The 16,701-nt window shown below is 45.9% G+C and carries 15 protein-coding genes; 9 read left to right on the plus strand and 6 right to left on the minus strand.

Features of this window, described 5'->3' with window-relative positions; translation table 11 throughout:
• From Q0200_RS09775 to Q0200_RS09790, 4 genes are all read left to right on the plus strand, one after another.
• Positions 1-920: isomerizing glutamine--fructose-6-phosphate transaminase (locus tag Q0200_RS09775; protein ID WP_297940769.1), on the plus strand; the 920-nt coding region annotated here is incomplete at its 5' end.
• 146 nt (positions 921-1,066) lie between these two features.
• On the plus strand, positions 1,067-1,492 hold the full coding sequence (locus Q0200_RS09780; protein WP_297940770.1) for a DUF6678 family protein: 426 nt from the start codon (positions 1,067-1,069) through the stop codon (positions 1,490-1,492).
• 182 nt (positions 1,493-1,674) lie between these two features.
• Positions 1,675-2,811 carry a cytochrome C gene (locus Q0200_RS09785; RefSeq protein ID WP_297940772.1) on the plus strand — a complete coding sequence of 379 codons (1,137 nt, stop codon included), beginning with the start codon at positions 1,675-1,677 and terminating at the stop codon, positions 2,809-2,811.
• Positions 2,812-2,863: 52 nt separating this feature from the next.
• Complete coding sequence (locus tag Q0200_RS09790) at positions 2,864-3,922, plus strand: hypothetical protein (protein WP_297940774.1); 1,059 nt, start codon at positions 2,864-2,866, stop codon at positions 3,920-3,922.
• A gap of 224 nt (positions 3,923-4,146) precedes the next feature.
• On the opposite strand, the gene Q0200_RS09795 is transcribed toward Q0200_RS09790, so the two are convergent.
• Positions 4,147-4,983, minus strand: a complete 837-nt coding sequence (locus Q0200_RS09795) for a tetratricopeptide repeat protein (protein WP_297940776.1) — start codon at positions 4,981-4,983, stop codon at positions 4,147-4,149.
• Positions 4,984-5,113: 130 nt separating this feature from the next.
• On the opposite strand from Q0200_RS09795, the gene Q0200_RS09800 reads away from it, so the two are divergent.
• Both Q0200_RS09800 and Q0200_RS09805 read left to right on the plus strand, forming a co-directional pair.
• Positions 5,114-5,485 (plus strand): HIT family protein, encoded by a 372-nt coding sequence (locus tag Q0200_RS09800; protein ID WP_297940779.1) that lies wholly within the window; start codon positions 5,114-5,116, stop codon positions 5,483-5,485.
• A complete protein-coding gene (locus Q0200_RS09805; protein ID WP_297940781.1) occupies positions 5,478-6,329 on the plus strand; it encodes a cache domain-containing protein in 852 nt (283 codons plus the stop codon). The genes Q0200_RS09800 and Q0200_RS09805 overlap by 8 nt, the downstream gene beginning before the upstream one ends.
• Here Q0200_RS09805 and Q0200_RS09810 read toward each other — a convergent pair.
• From Q0200_RS09810 to phsA, 5 genes are all read right to left on the minus strand, one after another.
• Positions 6,326-7,450: a HAMP domain-containing sensor histidine kinase gene (locus Q0200_RS09810; protein ID WP_297940783.1), complete on the minus strand. Its 1,125-nt coding sequence runs from the start codon at positions 7,448-7,450 to the stop codon at positions 6,326-6,328. The two genes, Q0200_RS09805 and Q0200_RS09810, sit on opposite strands and share 4 nt — an antisense overlap.
• Positions 7,434-8,102, minus strand: coding sequence for a response regulator transcription factor (locus Q0200_RS09815; protein ID WP_122867286.1), 669 nt, complete (start codon positions 8,100-8,102; stop codon positions 7,434-7,436). Before Q0200_RS09815 ends, Q0200_RS09810 begins: the two co-directional genes overlap by 17 nt.
• A 125-nt stretch (positions 8,103-8,227) precedes the next feature.
• Positions 8,228-9,199 (minus strand): NrfD/PsrC family molybdoenzyme membrane anchor subunit, encoded by a 972-nt coding sequence (nrfD, locus tag Q0200_RS09820; RefSeq protein ID WP_122873577.1) that lies wholly within the window; start codon positions 9,197-9,199, stop codon positions 8,228-8,230.
• A complete protein-coding gene (locus Q0200_RS09825; protein WP_297940786.1) occupies positions 9,192-9,761 on the minus strand; it encodes a 4Fe-4S dicluster domain-containing protein in 570 nt (189 codons plus the stop codon). Before Q0200_RS09825 ends, nrfD begins: the two co-directional genes overlap by 8 nt.
• Positions 9,762-9,771: 10 nt before the next feature.
• Positions 9,772-12,060, minus strand: a complete 2,289-nt coding sequence (gene phsA / locus Q0200_RS09830) for a thiosulfate reductase PhsA (protein ID WP_297940788.1) — start codon at positions 12,058-12,060, stop codon at positions 9,772-9,774.
• A gap of 300 nt (positions 12,061-12,360) precedes the next feature.
• On the opposite strand from phsA, the gene Q0200_RS09835 reads away from it, so the two are divergent.
• The 3 genes from Q0200_RS09835 to Q0200_RS11960 all read left to right on the plus strand — a co-directional run bounded on the left by Q0200_RS09835 (position 12,361) and on the right by Q0200_RS11960 (position 16,590).
• Positions 12,361-12,924 carry an alpha/beta hydrolase gene (locus tag Q0200_RS09835; protein ID WP_297940789.1) on the plus strand — a complete coding sequence of 188 codons (564 nt, stop codon included), beginning with the start codon at positions 12,361-12,363 and terminating at the stop codon, positions 12,922-12,924.
• A gap of 85 nt (positions 12,925-13,009) precedes the next feature.
• Complete coding sequence (ccsA, locus tag Q0200_RS09840) at positions 13,010-16,087, plus strand: cytochrome c biogenesis protein CcsA (protein ID WP_297940791.1); 3,078 nt, start codon at positions 13,010-13,012, stop codon at positions 16,085-16,087.
• A 44-nt stretch (positions 16,088-16,131) separates the two neighbouring features.
• On the plus strand, positions 16,132-16,590 hold the full coding sequence (locus tag Q0200_RS11960; protein ID WP_366118610.1) for an RpiB/LacA/LacB family sugar-phosphate isomerase: 459 nt from the start codon (positions 16,132-16,134) through the stop codon (positions 16,588-16,590).
• Positions 16,591-16,701: the final 111 nt, after the last annotated feature.

The following is a 16,701-nucleotide window of genomic DNA, read 5'->3' on the forward strand; positions in this document are numbered from 1 at the left end:
GCGGCACGAGCTACCACGCAGCCCTTACGTCTAGCTACCTCTTCGAGCGCCTAGCAGACACTAGAGCCAAGGTCGAGATCGCAAGCGAATTTCGCTATAGGCGCCCAAAACTAAACAAAAACGCTCTTTTTATCGTCATCTCGCAAAGCGGCGAAACCGCCGACACCCTAGAGGCACTAAAAATCGCCAAGCAAGCAGGCCTAAAGACGCTAGCTATCTGCAACGTCGATAACTCCTCGATCGTGCGCCTAGCGGACGACACGCTGCTAACTCGCGCCGGCATCGAAAAGGGCGTAGCCAGCACCAAAGCCTTCGCCACGCAGGTAGTAACGCTGTGGATGCTAGCGCTGCAAATCGCGCAGGCTAAAGCCTCGATAAGCAAAGACGAGCTAAAAAACGAGATCGCGGCGCTCATGCACGTTCCGCAAATTTTAAATATCAGCAAAGAGCCGCAAGAGCGTATCCGCCGCCTAGCCAAGCACTATTTGCACGGCCATGGCTTCTTTTTTATCGGGCGAGATATATTTTATCCCCTAGCGCTAGAAGGCGCGCTAAAGCTCAAAGAGATCTCCTATCTGCACGCCGAGGGCTATCCTGCGGGCGAGATGAAGCACGGCCCTATCGCGCTTGCCGACGAGAGGCTCTTTACGATCGCGCTGATGCCGCAAACCATCCTCTACGAAAAAACCAAGAGCAACGTCGAGGAGCTCGCCGCCCGCGATGCCTACATACTTGCTATCAGCCCCGAGGAGTTCGATCTTAGCGACGATTTTATCAAAACGAGCAAGCAAGCTCACCCGATGAGCGAGTTTTTCGAGATGATGATTATCTTGCAGCTTTTTGCGCTAGAGATCGCCGTGAGGCTGGGCAACGACGTGGATATGCCGCGAAATCTCGCTAAAAGCGTGACGGTGGAGTAAATTTAGTAGGCGAAATTTGACGAGCGGCGGCGTTAAATTTCGCTTTTAATCCTGATCTGCAAATTTAGGCGAGAGGTTGCCCGCCTAAATTTCTCTCAAATTTTATTCTAAATTTAAATACAAATTTATCGGCGCCCAGGAGTATCATGCAAAATTTAAACGAAAAATACGAAATTTATCAAAAAAGACTAGATAAAAAAGCGCGCCGCCTCGCGTCGCTGATGAACGACGCAAAATGGCTCAAGCTCTGCGAAATTTTAGAGCTCTCGGGTTGTGAGAGCATACGCGTAAGGCTGCTTTCAGGCGACGAGGAGATCGCGCTCGTCTGCGGTTTTGGATGTTTAGGGGACGGGTATTTCGACTGCGCCAACGGAGCTATTTTGTTTAAAGACTTACACTGGGTTTTCGTGCCTAAATTTTACGAGCAAACGCGCATGAACAGAACCGAAAAGCTTGCCTCAAATTTTATCCCAAATCCGCTTGAAGTGGTGCTAGACGCCATGACAAAGGCGGGTAAATTTGACTACGAAATAGACGAAAGCGGGCTAAAAATTTACGGCTATAATAGATAAATTTGCGCGGGCGATATAAAGCTAGTGCCAGCCCGCGCTCGTAGAACCGTATAGCAAAGATTCGGACGAACGGCAAATGAGGCGAGCGAGCAAAGACGGCGTCAAATTTAAATCCGCGCTTGCTCGCCAAATGCGGCAAAATTTGATAAAATTTGACGAACTTTAAACTCAAAGGAGCAAATATGAGCGCTCATCTATGCCCAAAATGCGGCGAAAACACGATCTACTTCGACGGCATCTGCCACTCGTGCAGCCAAAGGCAGAGGCGGGAGGAGATTTTAAACCTAAGTGCAGACGAAGTGGAGGCGATGATCCTAAAAATCGCAGACCGAATCGATGAGATCGAAAAATGGGATGAGATTTGTAACGATTTTTGGGCGCTTTTTAGCCTGCTGGGCATCCACGATCCAAGGATTGCTAGAGCTGCGGCGGCAAAGGAAATTTACTATCCGCCAGAGCTCTACTTCGGCGCGCCGGACGACGTAAAAGGCGCACTCATAACAAAACTAAACTCGCTAGAGGACAACTCCAAAAACGTGCTAAACCACCTACTTTGCGCGCTTGCCTGGCAGGGCGGCGAGCAGACGGCTGAGCTTTTTTACGAGCTGTATAAAAACCCGCGGCCGTGGCGTAAAAAACTCTATGTGGGTACCGAGTTTTACGCAAAAATCGGCGGCTGGGCGTTTGACGAGACGGGTGAGCGCAAATCTTTGGTTTTTGATAAATGCCTCACCGCGGTACGCGTAAAAGATGGCAAGCGCGAGAGCCAAGACGCAAATTTAAACTCAAACCAAAGCGCGGATGAGCCCGTACAGATCGGTGAGCCTACGGGCCAAAAGTGCGAGTTTTGCGGCTGCGAGATGCTTGATATGCTGCGCCTAAAGGCAACCGATCCGCAGCTTGCGTTTTTAAATTTAAAGCACGACGCGATATTTCGCTGTTGCCCGACCTGCGTCGGTTCGGTCAGATATTTTTGCAAACGCGGCCCAGACAGCAAGATAGAGCTAAGCCATGATGGCGAAGGCTTTGACGAAAGCTACTTTTCGCAGGAGGATTTTGCGCGGCTGTGCGGCATGAAATTTAAGCTAGGCGGCGAAGTTTCCCTGTTTTACGGCTGTTTTAGCGAGCTTGATGTGACCGTAGGCGGCTATCCTCAGTGGGTGCAGGACGCCGAGTATCTGACCTGCCCTAGCTGCGGCGGGACGATGAAGCACCTAGCGCAAATCCCATTTGGCGAGATGATAGAGGGCGAGGGGGTCATATACGTGCAAATTTGCGAGAAATGCGAGATTTTGGGTGGTTGCTTTCAGTGTACGTAAGGTAAATTAATTAACTATATAATGCGAGTAAAATTTAATTTAAGGAGAAAATATGGGGTTATTTAGTTTTGGTAAAAAGGCTGAAAAAGCGCAAATTCCAAGCACTTTTGCTGGCAGAGTGGATAAATTTTGGGCGGAATTTAGCGGCGTGGTAGATGAGATCAAGGCTGATCTGGCGGCAAAAGAGTTTGAAAAGGCGATGCAAAAGACGGACGAGAAGCTTCGTATCTGCCTTGCCGAGCCTTATTTTATGACGGGGCTCGTGGACGATAAGCTCGATCTGGTGCTAACTCCCGAGGGTATGAGGCATCGCCTATTTTGGCTAAGCTTCATCAAAAACGCTATGCCAAAGCAGCTTGAGTCCAAAATGATCTGCACGCTCGGCAAGCCGCGCGCGCCGCGAGGTATCGGCGGGATCGAGATGTATGACACGAACGTATGCGCCGAGGAGTCGATGATCTACGCGCAGTTTAACGAAAGCGACGTGGATATTAAAATTTACAACGAAAACCTAGCGGCTCTGCTCGCGCAGGACGAGGGCAAGGCTTATAACCTTAGCTTTATCCTGCTTGACAATATGATCGGCGAAACGGCGATCATAAATACGCTAGGCGAGCTTGAGGTGCTGGACGCGCCGCAGGAAAACGGCGTGCCGCTAAGCGAATTCGCCGATCTGGTCGATGAGAAATTCGGCGAAAAAGCCGCGCGCGAACCGCTAAAGAATTTTTTCAGCTACGAGATGGAGCCGCGCGGAAGCGAGGTGCGCGAGGACGTGATCGTAGGCACCACCTGCCTGACCAATATCGTAAATCAGTACCTAAACGGCGAGCGCGACATCTATAATGAAGCTTACGAGCTTGGCATCAAATTTTGCTTTCTTAGCATAGGTAACGGCGGCGACGTACAGGCAGGCTTTGATCTGCGAAATAAAATCGAGGACGAGGAGCTAGAGAGCTGCGGCTCGTTTTTGGAGATAATCGGCGGCGCAACCGGGCAGAGGTACGCATACATCGATCTCATCTGCTATGACGAGGAAAGGCTAAAAGAAAAAGTAAGCGAGCTTTGCAAAAAATATGGCGCGAATATCGAAATCCACGACTTTAAGCGGTAAATTTAGCCACGGGCGTCAAATTTATTTTGGATTTGCACGCCCACGCTATTTTAATTTTGGCGCTAAATTTTGCTTTTTAATGTTAGTTGTGGCGGATTATTCCGCCCATTTCTGTCCGCTCAAGGCAACATTTAGCAAGATCCTAGCACGTATGGCTCTAACCCGCCACAATAGCTGTATTTTTAAATTTACAGCAGCAGGGCTTATTCCCCCCCCCACTCATCTCAACGCAAATTTTTTAGATACTGGCACGCGCTAAATTCCCCGAGCTTGCAACCTCTATCGTAAAGTTCTTTGGCGGCGTTTTTATTCTTTTCTACACCCATGCCTTTTTCGTAGGCAAAGCCCAAATTTGCACAGGCTAGCGCACTCGCGCCCGAACAAGCGTTAGTAAAGAGCACAACAGCTCTTTCGTAGTCTTTTTCTACGCCCTCGCCCTTAAAATAGCAAACCCCAAGATCGGCGCAAGAGTCTACGTGCCCGCGCTCGCAAGAGGCCGCATACATCTGCGCCGCCTTTGCCGCGTCCTTTTCTACGCCGCCACCTAGCGCGTAGCTTAGGGCGAGATTGTAGCACGCCGTTTCCTCGCCTAGCTTGCAGGCTTTAGCAAACAGTTCGTTCGTCTTTTTGCCGTCAGGATAGATGCCAAGCCCCTTGCCGTAGCTATACGCTAGGCTCGCGTATCCCTCGCCTACACCTTTTTCGCAAGCTTTAGCAAAAAGCTCGTTTGCCTTTTTGTGATCTTGCGCCGCGCCCTGCCCGCTTTGGTAAAGCAGCCCCAGATACACGCAGGCTTTGTCCGCACCAAGCCCGCAGGCTCTTTCGTAGTATCGCACGGCTTTTGTAAACACCTTATCAAACTCGTAAAAATACCCAAGTCCCGCGCAATACATCGCGTTTTTCTCGCCGCCTTCATCGCAGGCAAGCTCGAGGTTTTTAATCGCGAACGAGAGCCTTTTGCAAATCTCGTCGTTTCCCTTCTTGCACTCTTTGCTAAGATCAGCCAGCTCGCCGCCAAAAGCCAGCGCCGCAAAAAACGCAAGCAAAATAAAACGTCTCATAAACTCAAATTTCCTTTCAAATTTTATAAATTTACCGCCGTAAAGCGCCGAAGCCAAAATGCCTGAAGTATAAATTTAAAAAGATTAAAATTCAATTTTAGCTAAAATCGCTATCAAAAAGGAGCTTAAAATGATTTTTGAAGACGAGCTGATTTTCGTCGAGCGAGAAACGAGCGAGATACCGTGGGTAAAAATTTTTACCAAAACGCCGTTTAAGGAGCTCACAGACTGCGACGAAGCGACGCAAAAAAGGGTATTTAAAGCGGTTTTAACAACCGAAAAAGCAATGAGAAAATTTTATAATCCCACCAAAATAAACATCGCAAGCTTTGCAAACTACGTGCCGCGCGTACATTTTCACGTGATGGCGAGGTTTGAGGGCGATAGCTTTTTCCCAGAGTCCATGTGGGGCAAAAAGCAGCGCGAGAGCGAGCTAAATTTGCCTGATTTTGCCGAATTTTCTCAAATTTTAGCGCGCGAGCTAGGCAAAACACGTGAATAAAAAAATACTTCTAACGCTCGCGATCATCGTAGTAGCAGGCGTTTTGGCGGTTTATAAGGCGCGCTGGGACGAACAGACGCAGACGGAAAATATCAAAAAATTTCTCGACTTTCAAACGCAAATTTTAAATAAAAATATCGAAGAAGAAAAACTCTCCGCGATGACGGTAGCGGCGCTATTAGCGCAAAACGAACACGTAAAAAAATGCATGAGCCAAAATAACCGCCAAATGTGCCTAGAGACGCTTGGCGAATTTACCAAAACGCTAAGCAAGGTGCCGATCTACGAAAACGCCAAATTTCACATCCATACGCCTGAGATGAGGAGCTTTGCTAGGAGCTGGATACCGCTATATAACGACGATCTAACGAGCTTTCGTCACCTGCTAGCTGAGGCGAAAAACGGCGTAGCCGCAGGCATCGAGGTCGGTCGCGCTGGTGTTTTTATAAGATCTGTCGCGCCGATATTTGAGGATAAAAAGATGCTCGGTAGCATCGAGGTGCTGCTTGATTTTAAGCATTTGAGCGACTTTTTCTCGCAGCAAGGGCTTGATCTTTTCGTATTACTCGACGCCGGCGGCGACCTGCCCTATCAAAACAGCAGCGACGAGGGCATCATCGAAGGCTTTCATTTCGTAAATAAGAGCTACGCAAATTTAAACGTCTTGCCGATGCTAAAGGATATCAAATTTAAAAGCGGCGGATTTTATCAGACGGATTCGCACGCCTTTACCGTCCAGCCGATGAACGACGCAAAGGGCGAGCGCGTGGGGTATTTCGTGATTTATTTTAACTCCGACTCAAAGGAGCGAAATTTAGCAAAGCTGGGCGTTTGGTTTGATTAGTCAAGCAGGCTTTTTGAGTACGGCGAAAATTTGTAGGTAAAGACGCTGCCTTTGCCTAGCTCGCTTTTCACGCCGTACTCTACGCCGTTTTTCACGCAGATACTTTGCACGATGTTTAGCCCTAGTCCAAACCCGCCCTGCACGCCCTCGTCTCTAACGTAGCGTTTCCAAATTTTACTCGTGTCTTTTATGCCTTCGCCCTCGTCCTCGACTACGAGCACGATTTTGCCGCTTTTTTCAAAAAGGCGCAAATTTATTATCCCTCCTTCGCGGCTGTATTTTACCGCGTTGCTTAGGTTGTTATCGATCAGTCTGCCCGCCTCTATCTTGCTCATAAAAATTTGCAAATCAGGCTCGACGAAGTCGTAAATTTTGATATTTTTCGCCATCGCGATACCTCGCATATACCGTGCTCGCTCGAGGCAAAATTCGCTCAAATTTAAAATCTCGGGCGGAAATAAAATATACCCACGCTTGATGTAGTACTCGGTGTCTTCGTAGGTGACTTGCATCTGTTTTAGAGCCGAACGCATGCGGGTGACGTATTTGTTATCAAGGCCCAGCATTTCAAGGTTTATGCCTATGACGCCCAGCGGCGTTTTTAGCTCGTGCATCGCGTCGTTAAAAAAGTTATTCATATATTTTTTAGCGTCTTTATATGGCTTTATGCCGCTAACAAACGACAAATAAAGCGCGAAAAATACGACCACGAGCGCAAACGCAAGAGTTAGAGCCGTGACGAATAAAATCCTAGCCGCGTTTTGCTTTTTGGCTAGCACCAGATAATAAAGCTCGCCGTCCGCACGAAAATAGGTTTTGTAAAAAAGATGCCCGTTTTCTTGACGGGTGATAAATTTTAAATCGCTCGGGCGCGCGTCCAAATTTGATACGATCTGCTTTTCTTTGAGATCAAAAACGCCGTATCTATATGTGAGCGAAATAGGCAAAGTCTCGTTTTTATCGAGCGCTTTGCGAATTTTGCCCTCGTACTCGAGTAGTTCGAACATATTTTTTGAGTATTCGTCTTTGGAGCTTAAATTTATGATCTCGTAGCTTTGAAATATAAACAAAGCCATGATGATAAAAGTGGCTAAAATAGGGATTTTAAGATTTTGAAACATCTATCTTATAGCCTAGTCCGCGCGATGATTTTATAAACTCCGGAGTCGTTTTTTGACGAATTTTTAGTATATGCATGCGCACGTCAGCGGGGTCGATTTCCTTGTCGTTCCACACTTCGGCGCGCAGCCGCTCGATGCCTACGAAGCTGTTTTTATGAAATAGCAAACACTCGATGATAGCAAATTCTCTCGTACTTAGCTCAACCGCTTCGCCTTTAAATTTGAGCCGCTTTTTAGCCGTATCGAGGCTAAAGTTTTCATCGATCGCGATTAAGTTTTTATCGTCTCTGCCGTGATATTTTCGCATTAGCTCGTTTACTCTAAATTTTAGCTCAGCTAGCTCAAAAGGCTTTTTTAGATACTCGTTACAGCCCAGCTCGTATCCGACCGCCATATCGTCTATATCCACGAGCGAGGTCATTATCATTATTGGTGTTTCACAGCCGATATCTTTGGCGTATTTTATAACTTCGTGTCCGCTGATGTGCGGGACCTTGATGTCAAGTATCAGCAGGTGATAAAAACCAGCCGCTATCTTATCGCAGGCGACCTTGCCATCGGCAGCCTCATCTACCTCGTAGCCAAGACTTTCTAGGTATTCGCTAACGCTCTCACGATATACGAAGTCGTCTTCAAGCAGTAAAATTTTCATAAATTCTCCGAATTTTATCGCAATATTTTAAGGGGGATGATAGCTAAAAATGATTTTGGATCGTCTGAATTTAAAAAGGCTCGGCGAGTTTACCGAGCCCAATATGGTCAAATTTAACCTAAATTTCACGCGCCCGTGAAAACTTGGCCTGCATAAACGATGTAGTATCTTAGCATCACGACGCCGCAGATAACTACAAGAGAGTTTGCTATGATGTAGCCCACTCTATAAGCGTGATTTTTTAGAGCCGTTAGTGCTATGGTGATAGGCGTTAAAAGTCCGATGCCAACAACGCCTATCCAAAAGATCAGCGCGTATTGTCCAGTACTTAGAGCTTGTTTAGCTGCAACCGCGCTCGCTCCACCCTCGAAATATAGTCCCAAAAATAGTATAGCGATAAGCGGTATCTCAAAAAGTACGGCGCGCAAGTCCATAACCAAAAGGTACTTCACGTTGTCTTCGTTAAGAAGGTGTTTGAAGCAGAAAAGGCCGACCAAGATGTTTGTCGCTACGCCTGAGCTAAAGCCTGATGTTAGGAACAAGATCGGCAGAATCGGAGTATTCCAAAGCGGAAGCTTCGTGATCGCGCTAAGCAAAAAGCCCGTATATATGCCTACGCCGATCGCAAGGCCGAAAAGCGCCATCTCGACTATCTTTGAAAGCGGCGCGAAAGAGCGAATCAGCCTAGAAATAGGACGTAAAATAGCTAGAATTTTATACTTTTCTATCTCTTCTTCGAAAATAATCACCGCAAAAAGATAAGCTAGCGGCGTATAAAGCAGCAGTAACGCAACGCCGATGGACATAACCGAACCAAAGTTGTACTTAATCAAAATCCAGTAAAAGCTAAGCGGCTTGCCAAGGTCAAGCACCAAAAGCGCAAGGCCCACGGTGATCGTTATAGGAGCTACTAGAGCGCCCGCCTTTACCATCGCGTCCCAGATGCTGCCGTCTTGTTTTTTGTGGTAGTTCCACTTAACAAGCAATGCAACCATCATCGCGCCTGCGGACAAACCCGCCAAAAATAGATAAACCGCTATCGGCCACGGCCAGTAAATTTCATTATATTGCGCTACGCTTCCCCACATATTATTCATGGCTTCCTCCTTTGCGGTTAGCTATCATAGCAAGCTTCGGTTTGGTTTTAAGCTCGGCTTTAGGATAGTAGTGAGTTTTGGTATTTAAAATTTTACTTACTTCGCTGTTTGGATCGTTTATATCGCCAAATGCCAAAGCATCGGTCGGACAAACGGTTACGCACGCAGGCTGCTCGCCAATGCTCACTCTAGTTTCAAAGCAAAACGTACATTTGCCTATCTCGCCGGTTTTCGGCTCAACGTAGCGAGCGTCGTAAGGACAGGCTAGGATGCAGTATTTGCAAGATACGCAAGTAGAGTGATCTAGTAGTACTATGCCATCGCTCGTCTGAAAGCTAGCTCCCGTAGGACAAACCGCCACGCACGGAGCGTCCTCGCACATCACGCAACTATGTCTGCTAAAGTCGGTTTTTAAATTTGGAAATTTGCCCTTTATCTGCGAATGGACTTGAAGTCTAAAAACGCCTCTAGGCACTTCGTTTTCGCTCCTGCAAGCCACCGAGCACGCTTGGCAGCCTATGCAGAGGTTTTCGTCATGTATCATTCTATACGCTTTTTTCATCTTTTTTCCTTTACGCTTTTATTATCTTGACGCCGACGTTTCGCACCATCGTAGAGGCGACGGGGCCGATCACGGTAGGATCTAGCAGCTTGCTTTGATTCGTTCCTACGCCGTTCGTACGCTTTAGTCCCGCGCTTTCGTGACCAAAACCGTGATAGACGAAAAGCGTATCCTCCCTGATGCCTTCAGTCAGCATCACGCTTGCTTTTTCTTTTGCGGTTTTGCTTTGAAGGGTTATCTTATCGCCGTCTTTTAGCCCGTATTTTTTCGCGGTATTAGGGTGTATCCAGACGGGCGCGCTACTCATCAGGTCGTTTAAAAATTCGACGTTTTGCGTGTGGCCGTTGGTGTGTATCGGCGTTTTGCCGCTCATTAGGCAAAGCTCCTCGCCGAAAAATACGTCCATGCCCTCGGCGTTTAAGCAGCCGTATCCCGGAAACTGCTTTTCGACCTTTTCGCTAAAGAGCTCGATCTTGCCGCTATCGGTTTTAAATTTGACCTGCGACTCCATCAGCCCGTCGTCGCCCACGAACTGCTGCGCGTAAGGGAATTTTTTCGTAAATTCTTTTACGCTATCTTTTTCTCTAAACAAAATCCCCGGCACCTTCCACGTGACGTAGCCTTTTTTAACTAGCTCCGCCAACAGCTCGGCGTTGCCTTTTACTTGTTTGATTCTCCACTCGTCCATCGTGTTTGCCGAGTACTGCTCGTCTATCTTCAACCTGCGAGCTAGCTCTCTAAAGATATCGTAGCCGTTTTTGGTGTCGCCGATAGGATCTACGACTTTGTTTCTTATCATATAGGCAGGTTTTTGACTCGACTTATCCTCGATGCCTTCGTCGCGCTCAAGGTAAGTACTCTCGGGCAGTATCACGTCCGCCCATATCGCAAAATCGCTCATATAGATATCCGAGCACACGATAAAATCAAGCTTTTTTAGGCTCTCTATCGTAGTTTCCGTGCCCGCGACGTTGATCGGGTGATTAAACCTTATACTAAACCAGCCTTTTACGGGATAAGGCTTCTCGCTTAGTATGGCTTGCGGGATCTCCATCAAGACGCCGTGACTTCTGCTGACGAATTTATTTATGCCGTCCTCGCCCGCGCCGTCTATTCTAGGCACTTTAGGTACTTTTATCGCGGCGTCCGGGTTTGTGATCTCAGGGATTAGCTCTTCGCCGATTAGTTTGTTGTAAAATTTAGCCTTTTTACCGCCAAAAATTCCGCCCTTTTTCTCCCAGTTACCCATCATCGCGTTTGCCGTCATTATGGCTCTGGTGCGAATGTATTCGGCTCTAGTCGTAGTGGTGTTGTGACCGAAGTCGATGATGACTTTAGGTGCGGCTTTCCAGATTTCGCCAGCGATTCGCTCGACCGTTTTTGCAGGTATTCCCGTGATCTTTTCTTGCCACTGCGGAGTTGTGTCTTTGGTCGCTTCTACGACTTTGTCAAATCCAATCGTAAATTTCTCTATAAATTCTTTATCGTAAGTGCCGTTTTTGATCCAAGTATGGATAAGGGCTAAAACAAATGCTAGATCGGTTCCCGGTTTTACGGGTAGCCACTCGTCGGCTTTTGAAGCCACGACGCTAAAGCGCGGATCTAAAACCAGCAGCTTGGTATCTTCTTTCGCGGCCATTTTAGCTAGCTTTTTAGCGTCGGCGATGACGATGCCTTCAAAGAGATTGTGCCCGAAATTTACGACGTATTTTGCGTTGCCGAAGTCTCTTTTTAGCTTCGCATCGCCGTACATATGCTCGCAAACCATCTGATAAGTGATCGGGCAACAGGAGAAGTGAGAAAAGCAGTTTGGCGAACCGTATGCGCTAGCAAAAGTCGTCATTAGCTTGTGCGTTTGGCTTGATTTTGCCGTAAATACAAAGCTCTCCGGACCATATTTTTCCTTGATCTCGAGCATTTTTTTAGCGACTAGATCTAGCGCCTCGTCCCAGCTTGCCTCGCGCCATTTGTTTTCGCCGCGCTCGCCTACTCTGATGAGAGGCTTAACAAGACGCTGCGGATCGTAAAGCTGACTGTGTCCGCTGCCGCCTCTAGCGCATACGGACGTCGCCGTGCCGCCTACTTTGCCGTTGCCTTGGATAAAGACGGTTTTACCGTCTACAACCTTGGCCTCGATAGGACAGCGAGAAGAGCACATCTCGCAAAAACTATAAACGGTCTTATCGCCGCCTTCTAGCGCTTTAGCGCCGACTGCGCCCAGGGTGCCTGGCGCATAAGTCATCGCAAGCAAGCCCGTGGCCGTGGATGCTTTTAAGAAATTTCGCCTCGAAGTATCCATTTTTTCTCCCTTTTTGAAATAAATTTACCGAAATCTTAAATAATCAACGTAAATTATACGTAAATTTTTCGTATCAATATAAATTTTAATTGATAATGACTATTTCGTTTTTTAGGGGAAAAGCTTAAATTTAACTTCAAATTTACCAAATTTACAAATATCAAATTTTAACGGATGATGATATTTGAGCCGCCGTTTACTTAAATTTATAACTTAAAAAGTATTCTTGCGGTTTGCGTCAAAAATTAATTTAATTTTATTTGTATATAATTCGCGTATTTTTTCAAAAAGGCAAATTTAATGAAAAAGCAAATTTACGTCATTCACGGCTACGACGCTTCGCCGCAAAGCCACTGGTTTTCTTGGTTCAAAAAAAAGATGCGCGGCATTGCCGAGGTGGAAATTTTAAAGATGCCAAATCCGCAAACGCCGAAGCTAAACGAGTGGCTAGAAACCATGAAGCAAAACGTAAATTTAGGCGAGAACTCCTTTATCATCGCCCATAGCCTGGGCACGATAACTAGCTTAAATTTTCTTAGCGGTTTTGCAAATTTGCCGAAATTCGGCGGTCTAGTTCTCATCTCGCCGTTTGACGAGCCGATTAAGGAATTTGCGATTTTAGATGAGTTTTGCGAGCCGCAAATCGCCTACGAAAAGATAAAGTCAGCGGCGAATTTAATAAAAGTAATAGCCGCAAAAGACGATTATATCGTGCCTTGCGAGCTTAGTCTAAAGGTAGCGCTAAATTTAGGCGTAACGCCCGATATCTTTGAAAAAGGCGGACACTTTATGAGCGCGGACGGCTTTAACGAATTTGAGTTTATATTAAATTTATTTAAACTCAAAGACGAAAAATTATCATAAAATAATAACTAAAAAGTAAGATTATTTAAAAAAAATTACTATAATGTGCATTTTGATTTACTAAATTTATGTTCAAGGATATGTTTTGAGCGAGTTAAAATCCCTATTTTTCAGTATGACGTCGGCCGTCGTGCTACTTATTATATTTGCTATCGGTAGCGGCGCGGCAACGATAATAGAAAGCTACTACGACACAAAAAGCGCGTGGGCGGCGGTTTACGGAGCGAGTTGGTTCGCTTTAGTGCAGGTGCTTTTAGGCATAAATTTGGCTTACAATATTTTTAGATACAACCTTTTAAGAAAAGAAAAACTGCCCGTTTTGATATTTCACGTTAGCTTTTTATTTATGCTTTTAGGTGCTGCTATGACGCGATATTTGGGCTTTGAGGGCAATATGCATATCAGAGAAAACGAAACCTCAAATGCGGTATTCGGATCCGTTTCTAGAATAGAAATCGCAGCCGAAAAAGACGGTCAGATTTACTCAAACTCGATCCCGAAACAAATCACTTCCGTCGGCTCAAACGACTTTAACTTGCCGCTTGAAATCGCGGGCAAAAAAGCAAATTTAACCTTTGACGGATACTACAAAAAGGCCGAAACCGAGTACTACGAAGCGGAAAAAGGCGAGCCGCTCGTTAGGCTTGCAGTCTCAAGCCCAGACTCAAAAGAAGAGATAAGCCTGCAAGCCGGCGAAACTCGCGAGGTAGGCGGCGTTAGCTTTGCATTCGACGCGCAGCCGCTACTTGAAAATTTCGTCAAAATCGAGCTAAAAGAGGGCAAATTTTATCTAACTTCAAACCAAAATATCAGCTACTTTACGATGGCGACGAATGAAAAAGGCGAGTACGCAAAAGACCAAGCGACCGAGTTTTTACCGATGCAGCTCTATACGGTCACGGACGTAAATTTCGTACCTAAATCATTATTAACCAAAGCAGCCAAGCGAGTCGTGAGCAAAAACGGCGAATATGACGCATTGGTGGCAAATTTGACGTTTGACGGGCAAACCCAGCAGCTCATGCTCTATGAAAACAGCTACATACCTGCTAAAGCTAAGATCGACGGCGTACTTTTTAACGTTTACTGGGGCTCAAAGATGGTCGAGCTTCCATTTTCTTTAAAACTTGAGGACTTCGAGCTTAAGCGCTATCCGGGTTCAAATTCGCCGATGAGCTACTCTAGCGACGTTATCGTCGAAGACTCTAGAACCGGAAACTACCCGTATAAAATTTACATGAACCACGTACTAGATCACGACGGATATAGATTTTTCCAAAGCAGCTACGACCAAGACGAGCTTGGCACCGTACTATCGGTAAATCGCGATCCTGGCAAGATTCCGACCTACGTCGGCTACTTCTTACTAGGATTAGGGCTATTTTTCAACGTCGTAAATCCTCGCTCTCGCTTTAGAAAACTAGCTAAAATGATAAACGAAGACGCCGTTAAAAAAGTCGCGAGCTTCGCGCTGATCGCATGCTTTGCGGCATTTGCCCCAAGCAAAACCTACGCAGTCGATAACGCTAGAAACATCGACGCAAACCATGCCAAAGAACTTTCTACGCTAATCATCCAAAGCGCCGACGGCAGAATGAAGCCTTTTGATACCGTTGCTAGAGAAATTTTAAACAAAATCCACCGCAGCGATACGCTAGACGGCCTAAATGCAAACCAGGCCATACTTTCTATGATGATAAACGCTCCGTACTGGCGCGACGTGCCGATAATCTACGTCGGAAATAAAGAACTAAAAAAACTAATCGGCATAGACGAAAAAGCAAAATACGCAAGCTTTAACGACTTTTTCACAAATGAAAAAGACGGCAAAAGCGTATATAAACTCGCCAAATTTGCCGAGGCTGCAAACCGCAAAACGCCTGGCGAACGCGGTACGTTCGATAAAGACTTACAAAAAGTAGACGAGCGTCTAAATATACTTTATATGGTATTTGTCGGCGAAGTATTTACGATGTTTCCAAGAATAGACGACCCGAATAATACGTGGTATGCGCCGGCTTCAGCTATGATGTATCTTCCTAAAAACGAGAGCGAGCCGATCGGCAGGATGCTAAGAGGCTACTTTACTAGCGTTGCCGAAGCTACCGAAAACAACAACTGGCGCCGAGCAAATCAGGCTCTAGCCGAGATAAAAACCTATCAACAAGAACACGGCAAAGCAGTCATACCTGGCGAAAAACGCATCGAAATGGAGCTGTTTTTTAACGAATACAAAATTTTTGAATCGCTAACGCCGATATATCTCTTGGCTGGACTTGGACTTTTATGCTTCGTGTTTGCCAAGATGGCAAGACCTAAACTAAACATCAAATGGCTATTTGGCATCGTTTACGGTATAAATATTTTAGCGTTTTTACTACATACTTTCGGCATCGGCATACGCTGGTATATCGCCGAGCACGCGCCGTGGAGCAACGCCTACGAGTCGATGATCTACATCGCTTGGGCGCTTAGCTTGTCAGGTCTCGTGTTCTCTCGCCAAAGCCCGATAGCTATGGCGCTAACCTCGATTTTAGCGGGCGTTACGCTATTTGTCGCGCACCTTAGCTGGATGGATCCGCAGATCACCACTCTAGTGCCGGTACTTCAGAGTTACTGGCTAACGATCCACGTATCTGTTATCACGGCTAGTTACGGATTTTTGGGACTTTGCTCGCTACTTGGTATGTTTACGCTCGTACTTTTTGCTATGCAAGGCGCAAAAGAGCATAAAGAAATTTCCCGAAATATCCTAGAGGCCACTCGCATAAACGAGATGGCTATGATACTAGGCCTTAGCCTACTTACGATGGGAAATTTCCTGGGTGGCGTTTGGGCAAACGAAAGCTGGGGTCGATACTGGGGCTGGGATAGCAAGGAGACGTGGGCGCTGGTTTCTATTTTAGTCTATGCGGCAGTTTTGCACATCAGATTTATCCCTAAACTAAACAGCCAGTACGCATTTGCCGTTACTTCGATGTTTGCTTATTGGTCGATCATAATGACCTATTTTGGCGTAAACTTCTACCTAAGCGGTATGCACTCGTATGCCGCGGGCGAGCCGATACCGGTGCCGACTTTCGTATGGGTGGGCGCGCTTTTAATGGTCTTGATTGCTGTTTTGGCGTATTTTAGAAAGCCTGATAAAACAATAAAACTATAATGAATCAAACTACTATAGTAATCATTCTGGCGACGATTCTTTTGATGCTCGTCGCCTCTCTTATCTTCATGGCAGTTAAACTAGGTGGCGACAAAATAGCGGCCAATAATGCAGCAAAAGAAGCCGCCAATCGAGGCATCACACTAGATGATTTACTCGCCGTAGCAAACAATCCAGGCACTAGCAAAAATAAGTTATTTTCTATTTTGAGGACATTTTCTTCAAATTTTAGATTACCGCCCAAAAATGACGGCATAGCGCCCGAAGATGCAAAAGAATATTTAAATGCAAATGTAATTGGTTTTGGAGGAAAAATAACAGGTGAATTGTTAATGTGTGACATAATAGAAGCATTTATAAAAGCAGAATATAAAAAAACAGAAGAAAGTGAAAAATTAATTGCTAAAATTAAACATATAGAAACTGTAAATCCAGAACAAACTGATAAAGATTTTTTCACAGAATTTTTGGAAAAATGGGACAGAGGAGAATACAAAGATTAAAGGGGCTGGTTAATATGATTTTAACAGTAACAATGAATCCGTCTGTTGATATTTCATATCCTTTGGAAAAATTTAATTTGGATACTGTAAACAGAGTAGCAAAAGCAATTA

Origin of the sequence: uncultured Campylobacter sp. (assembly GCF_938045225.1) — a bacterium.
Classification (GTDB): domain Bacteria; phylum Campylobacterota; class Campylobacteria; order Campylobacterales; family Campylobacteraceae; genus Campylobacter_A.

Bases quoted from the DNA above. Each gene is read 5' to 3' on its own strand.
- Q0200_RS09780 (WP_297940770.1), top strand. From the start codon at position 1,067: ATGCAAAATTTAAACGAAAAATACGAAATTTATCAAAAAAGACTAGAT.
- Q0200_RS09785 (WP_297940772.1), top strand. From the start codon at position 1,675: ATGAGCGCTCATCTATGCCCAAAATGCGGCGAAAACACGATCTACTTC.
- Q0200_RS09790 (WP_297940774.1), top strand. From the start codon at position 2,864: ATGGGGTTATTTAGTTTTGGTAAAAAGGCTGAAAAAGCGCAAATTCCA.
- Q0200_RS09795 (WP_297940776.1), bottom strand. From the start codon at position 4,983: ATGAGACGTTTTATTTTGCTTGCGTTTTTTGCGGCGCTGGCTTTTGGC.
- Q0200_RS09800 (WP_297940779.1), top strand. From the start codon at position 5,114: ATGATTTTTGAAGACGAGCTGATTTTCGTCGAGCGAGAAACGAGCGAG.
- Q0200_RS09810 (WP_297940783.1), bottom strand. From the start codon at position 7,450: ATGTTTCAAAATCTTAAAATCCCTATTTTAGCCACTTTTATCATCATG.
- Q0200_RS09815 (WP_122867286.1), bottom strand. From the start codon at position 8,102: ATGAAAATTTTACTGCTTGAAGACGACTTCGTATATCGTGAGAGCGTT.
- nrfD (WP_122873577.1), bottom strand. From the start codon at position 9,199: ATGAATAATATGTGGGGAAGCGTAGCGCAATATAATGAAATTTACTGG.
- Q0200_RS09825 (WP_297940786.1), bottom strand. From the start codon at position 9,761: ATGAAAAAAGCGTATAGAATGATACATGACGAAAACCTCTGCATAGGC.
- phsA (WP_297940788.1), bottom strand. From the start codon at position 12,060: ATGGATACTTCGAGGCGAAATTTCTTAAAAGCATCCACGGCCACGGGC.
- Q0200_RS09835 (WP_297940789.1), top strand. From the start codon at position 12,361: ATGAAAAAGCAAATTTACGTCATTCACGGCTACGACGCTTCGCCGCAA.
- Q0200_RS11960 (WP_366118610.1), top strand. From the start codon at position 16,132: ATGCTCGTCGCCTCTCTTATCTTCATGGCAGTTAAACTAGGTGGCGAC.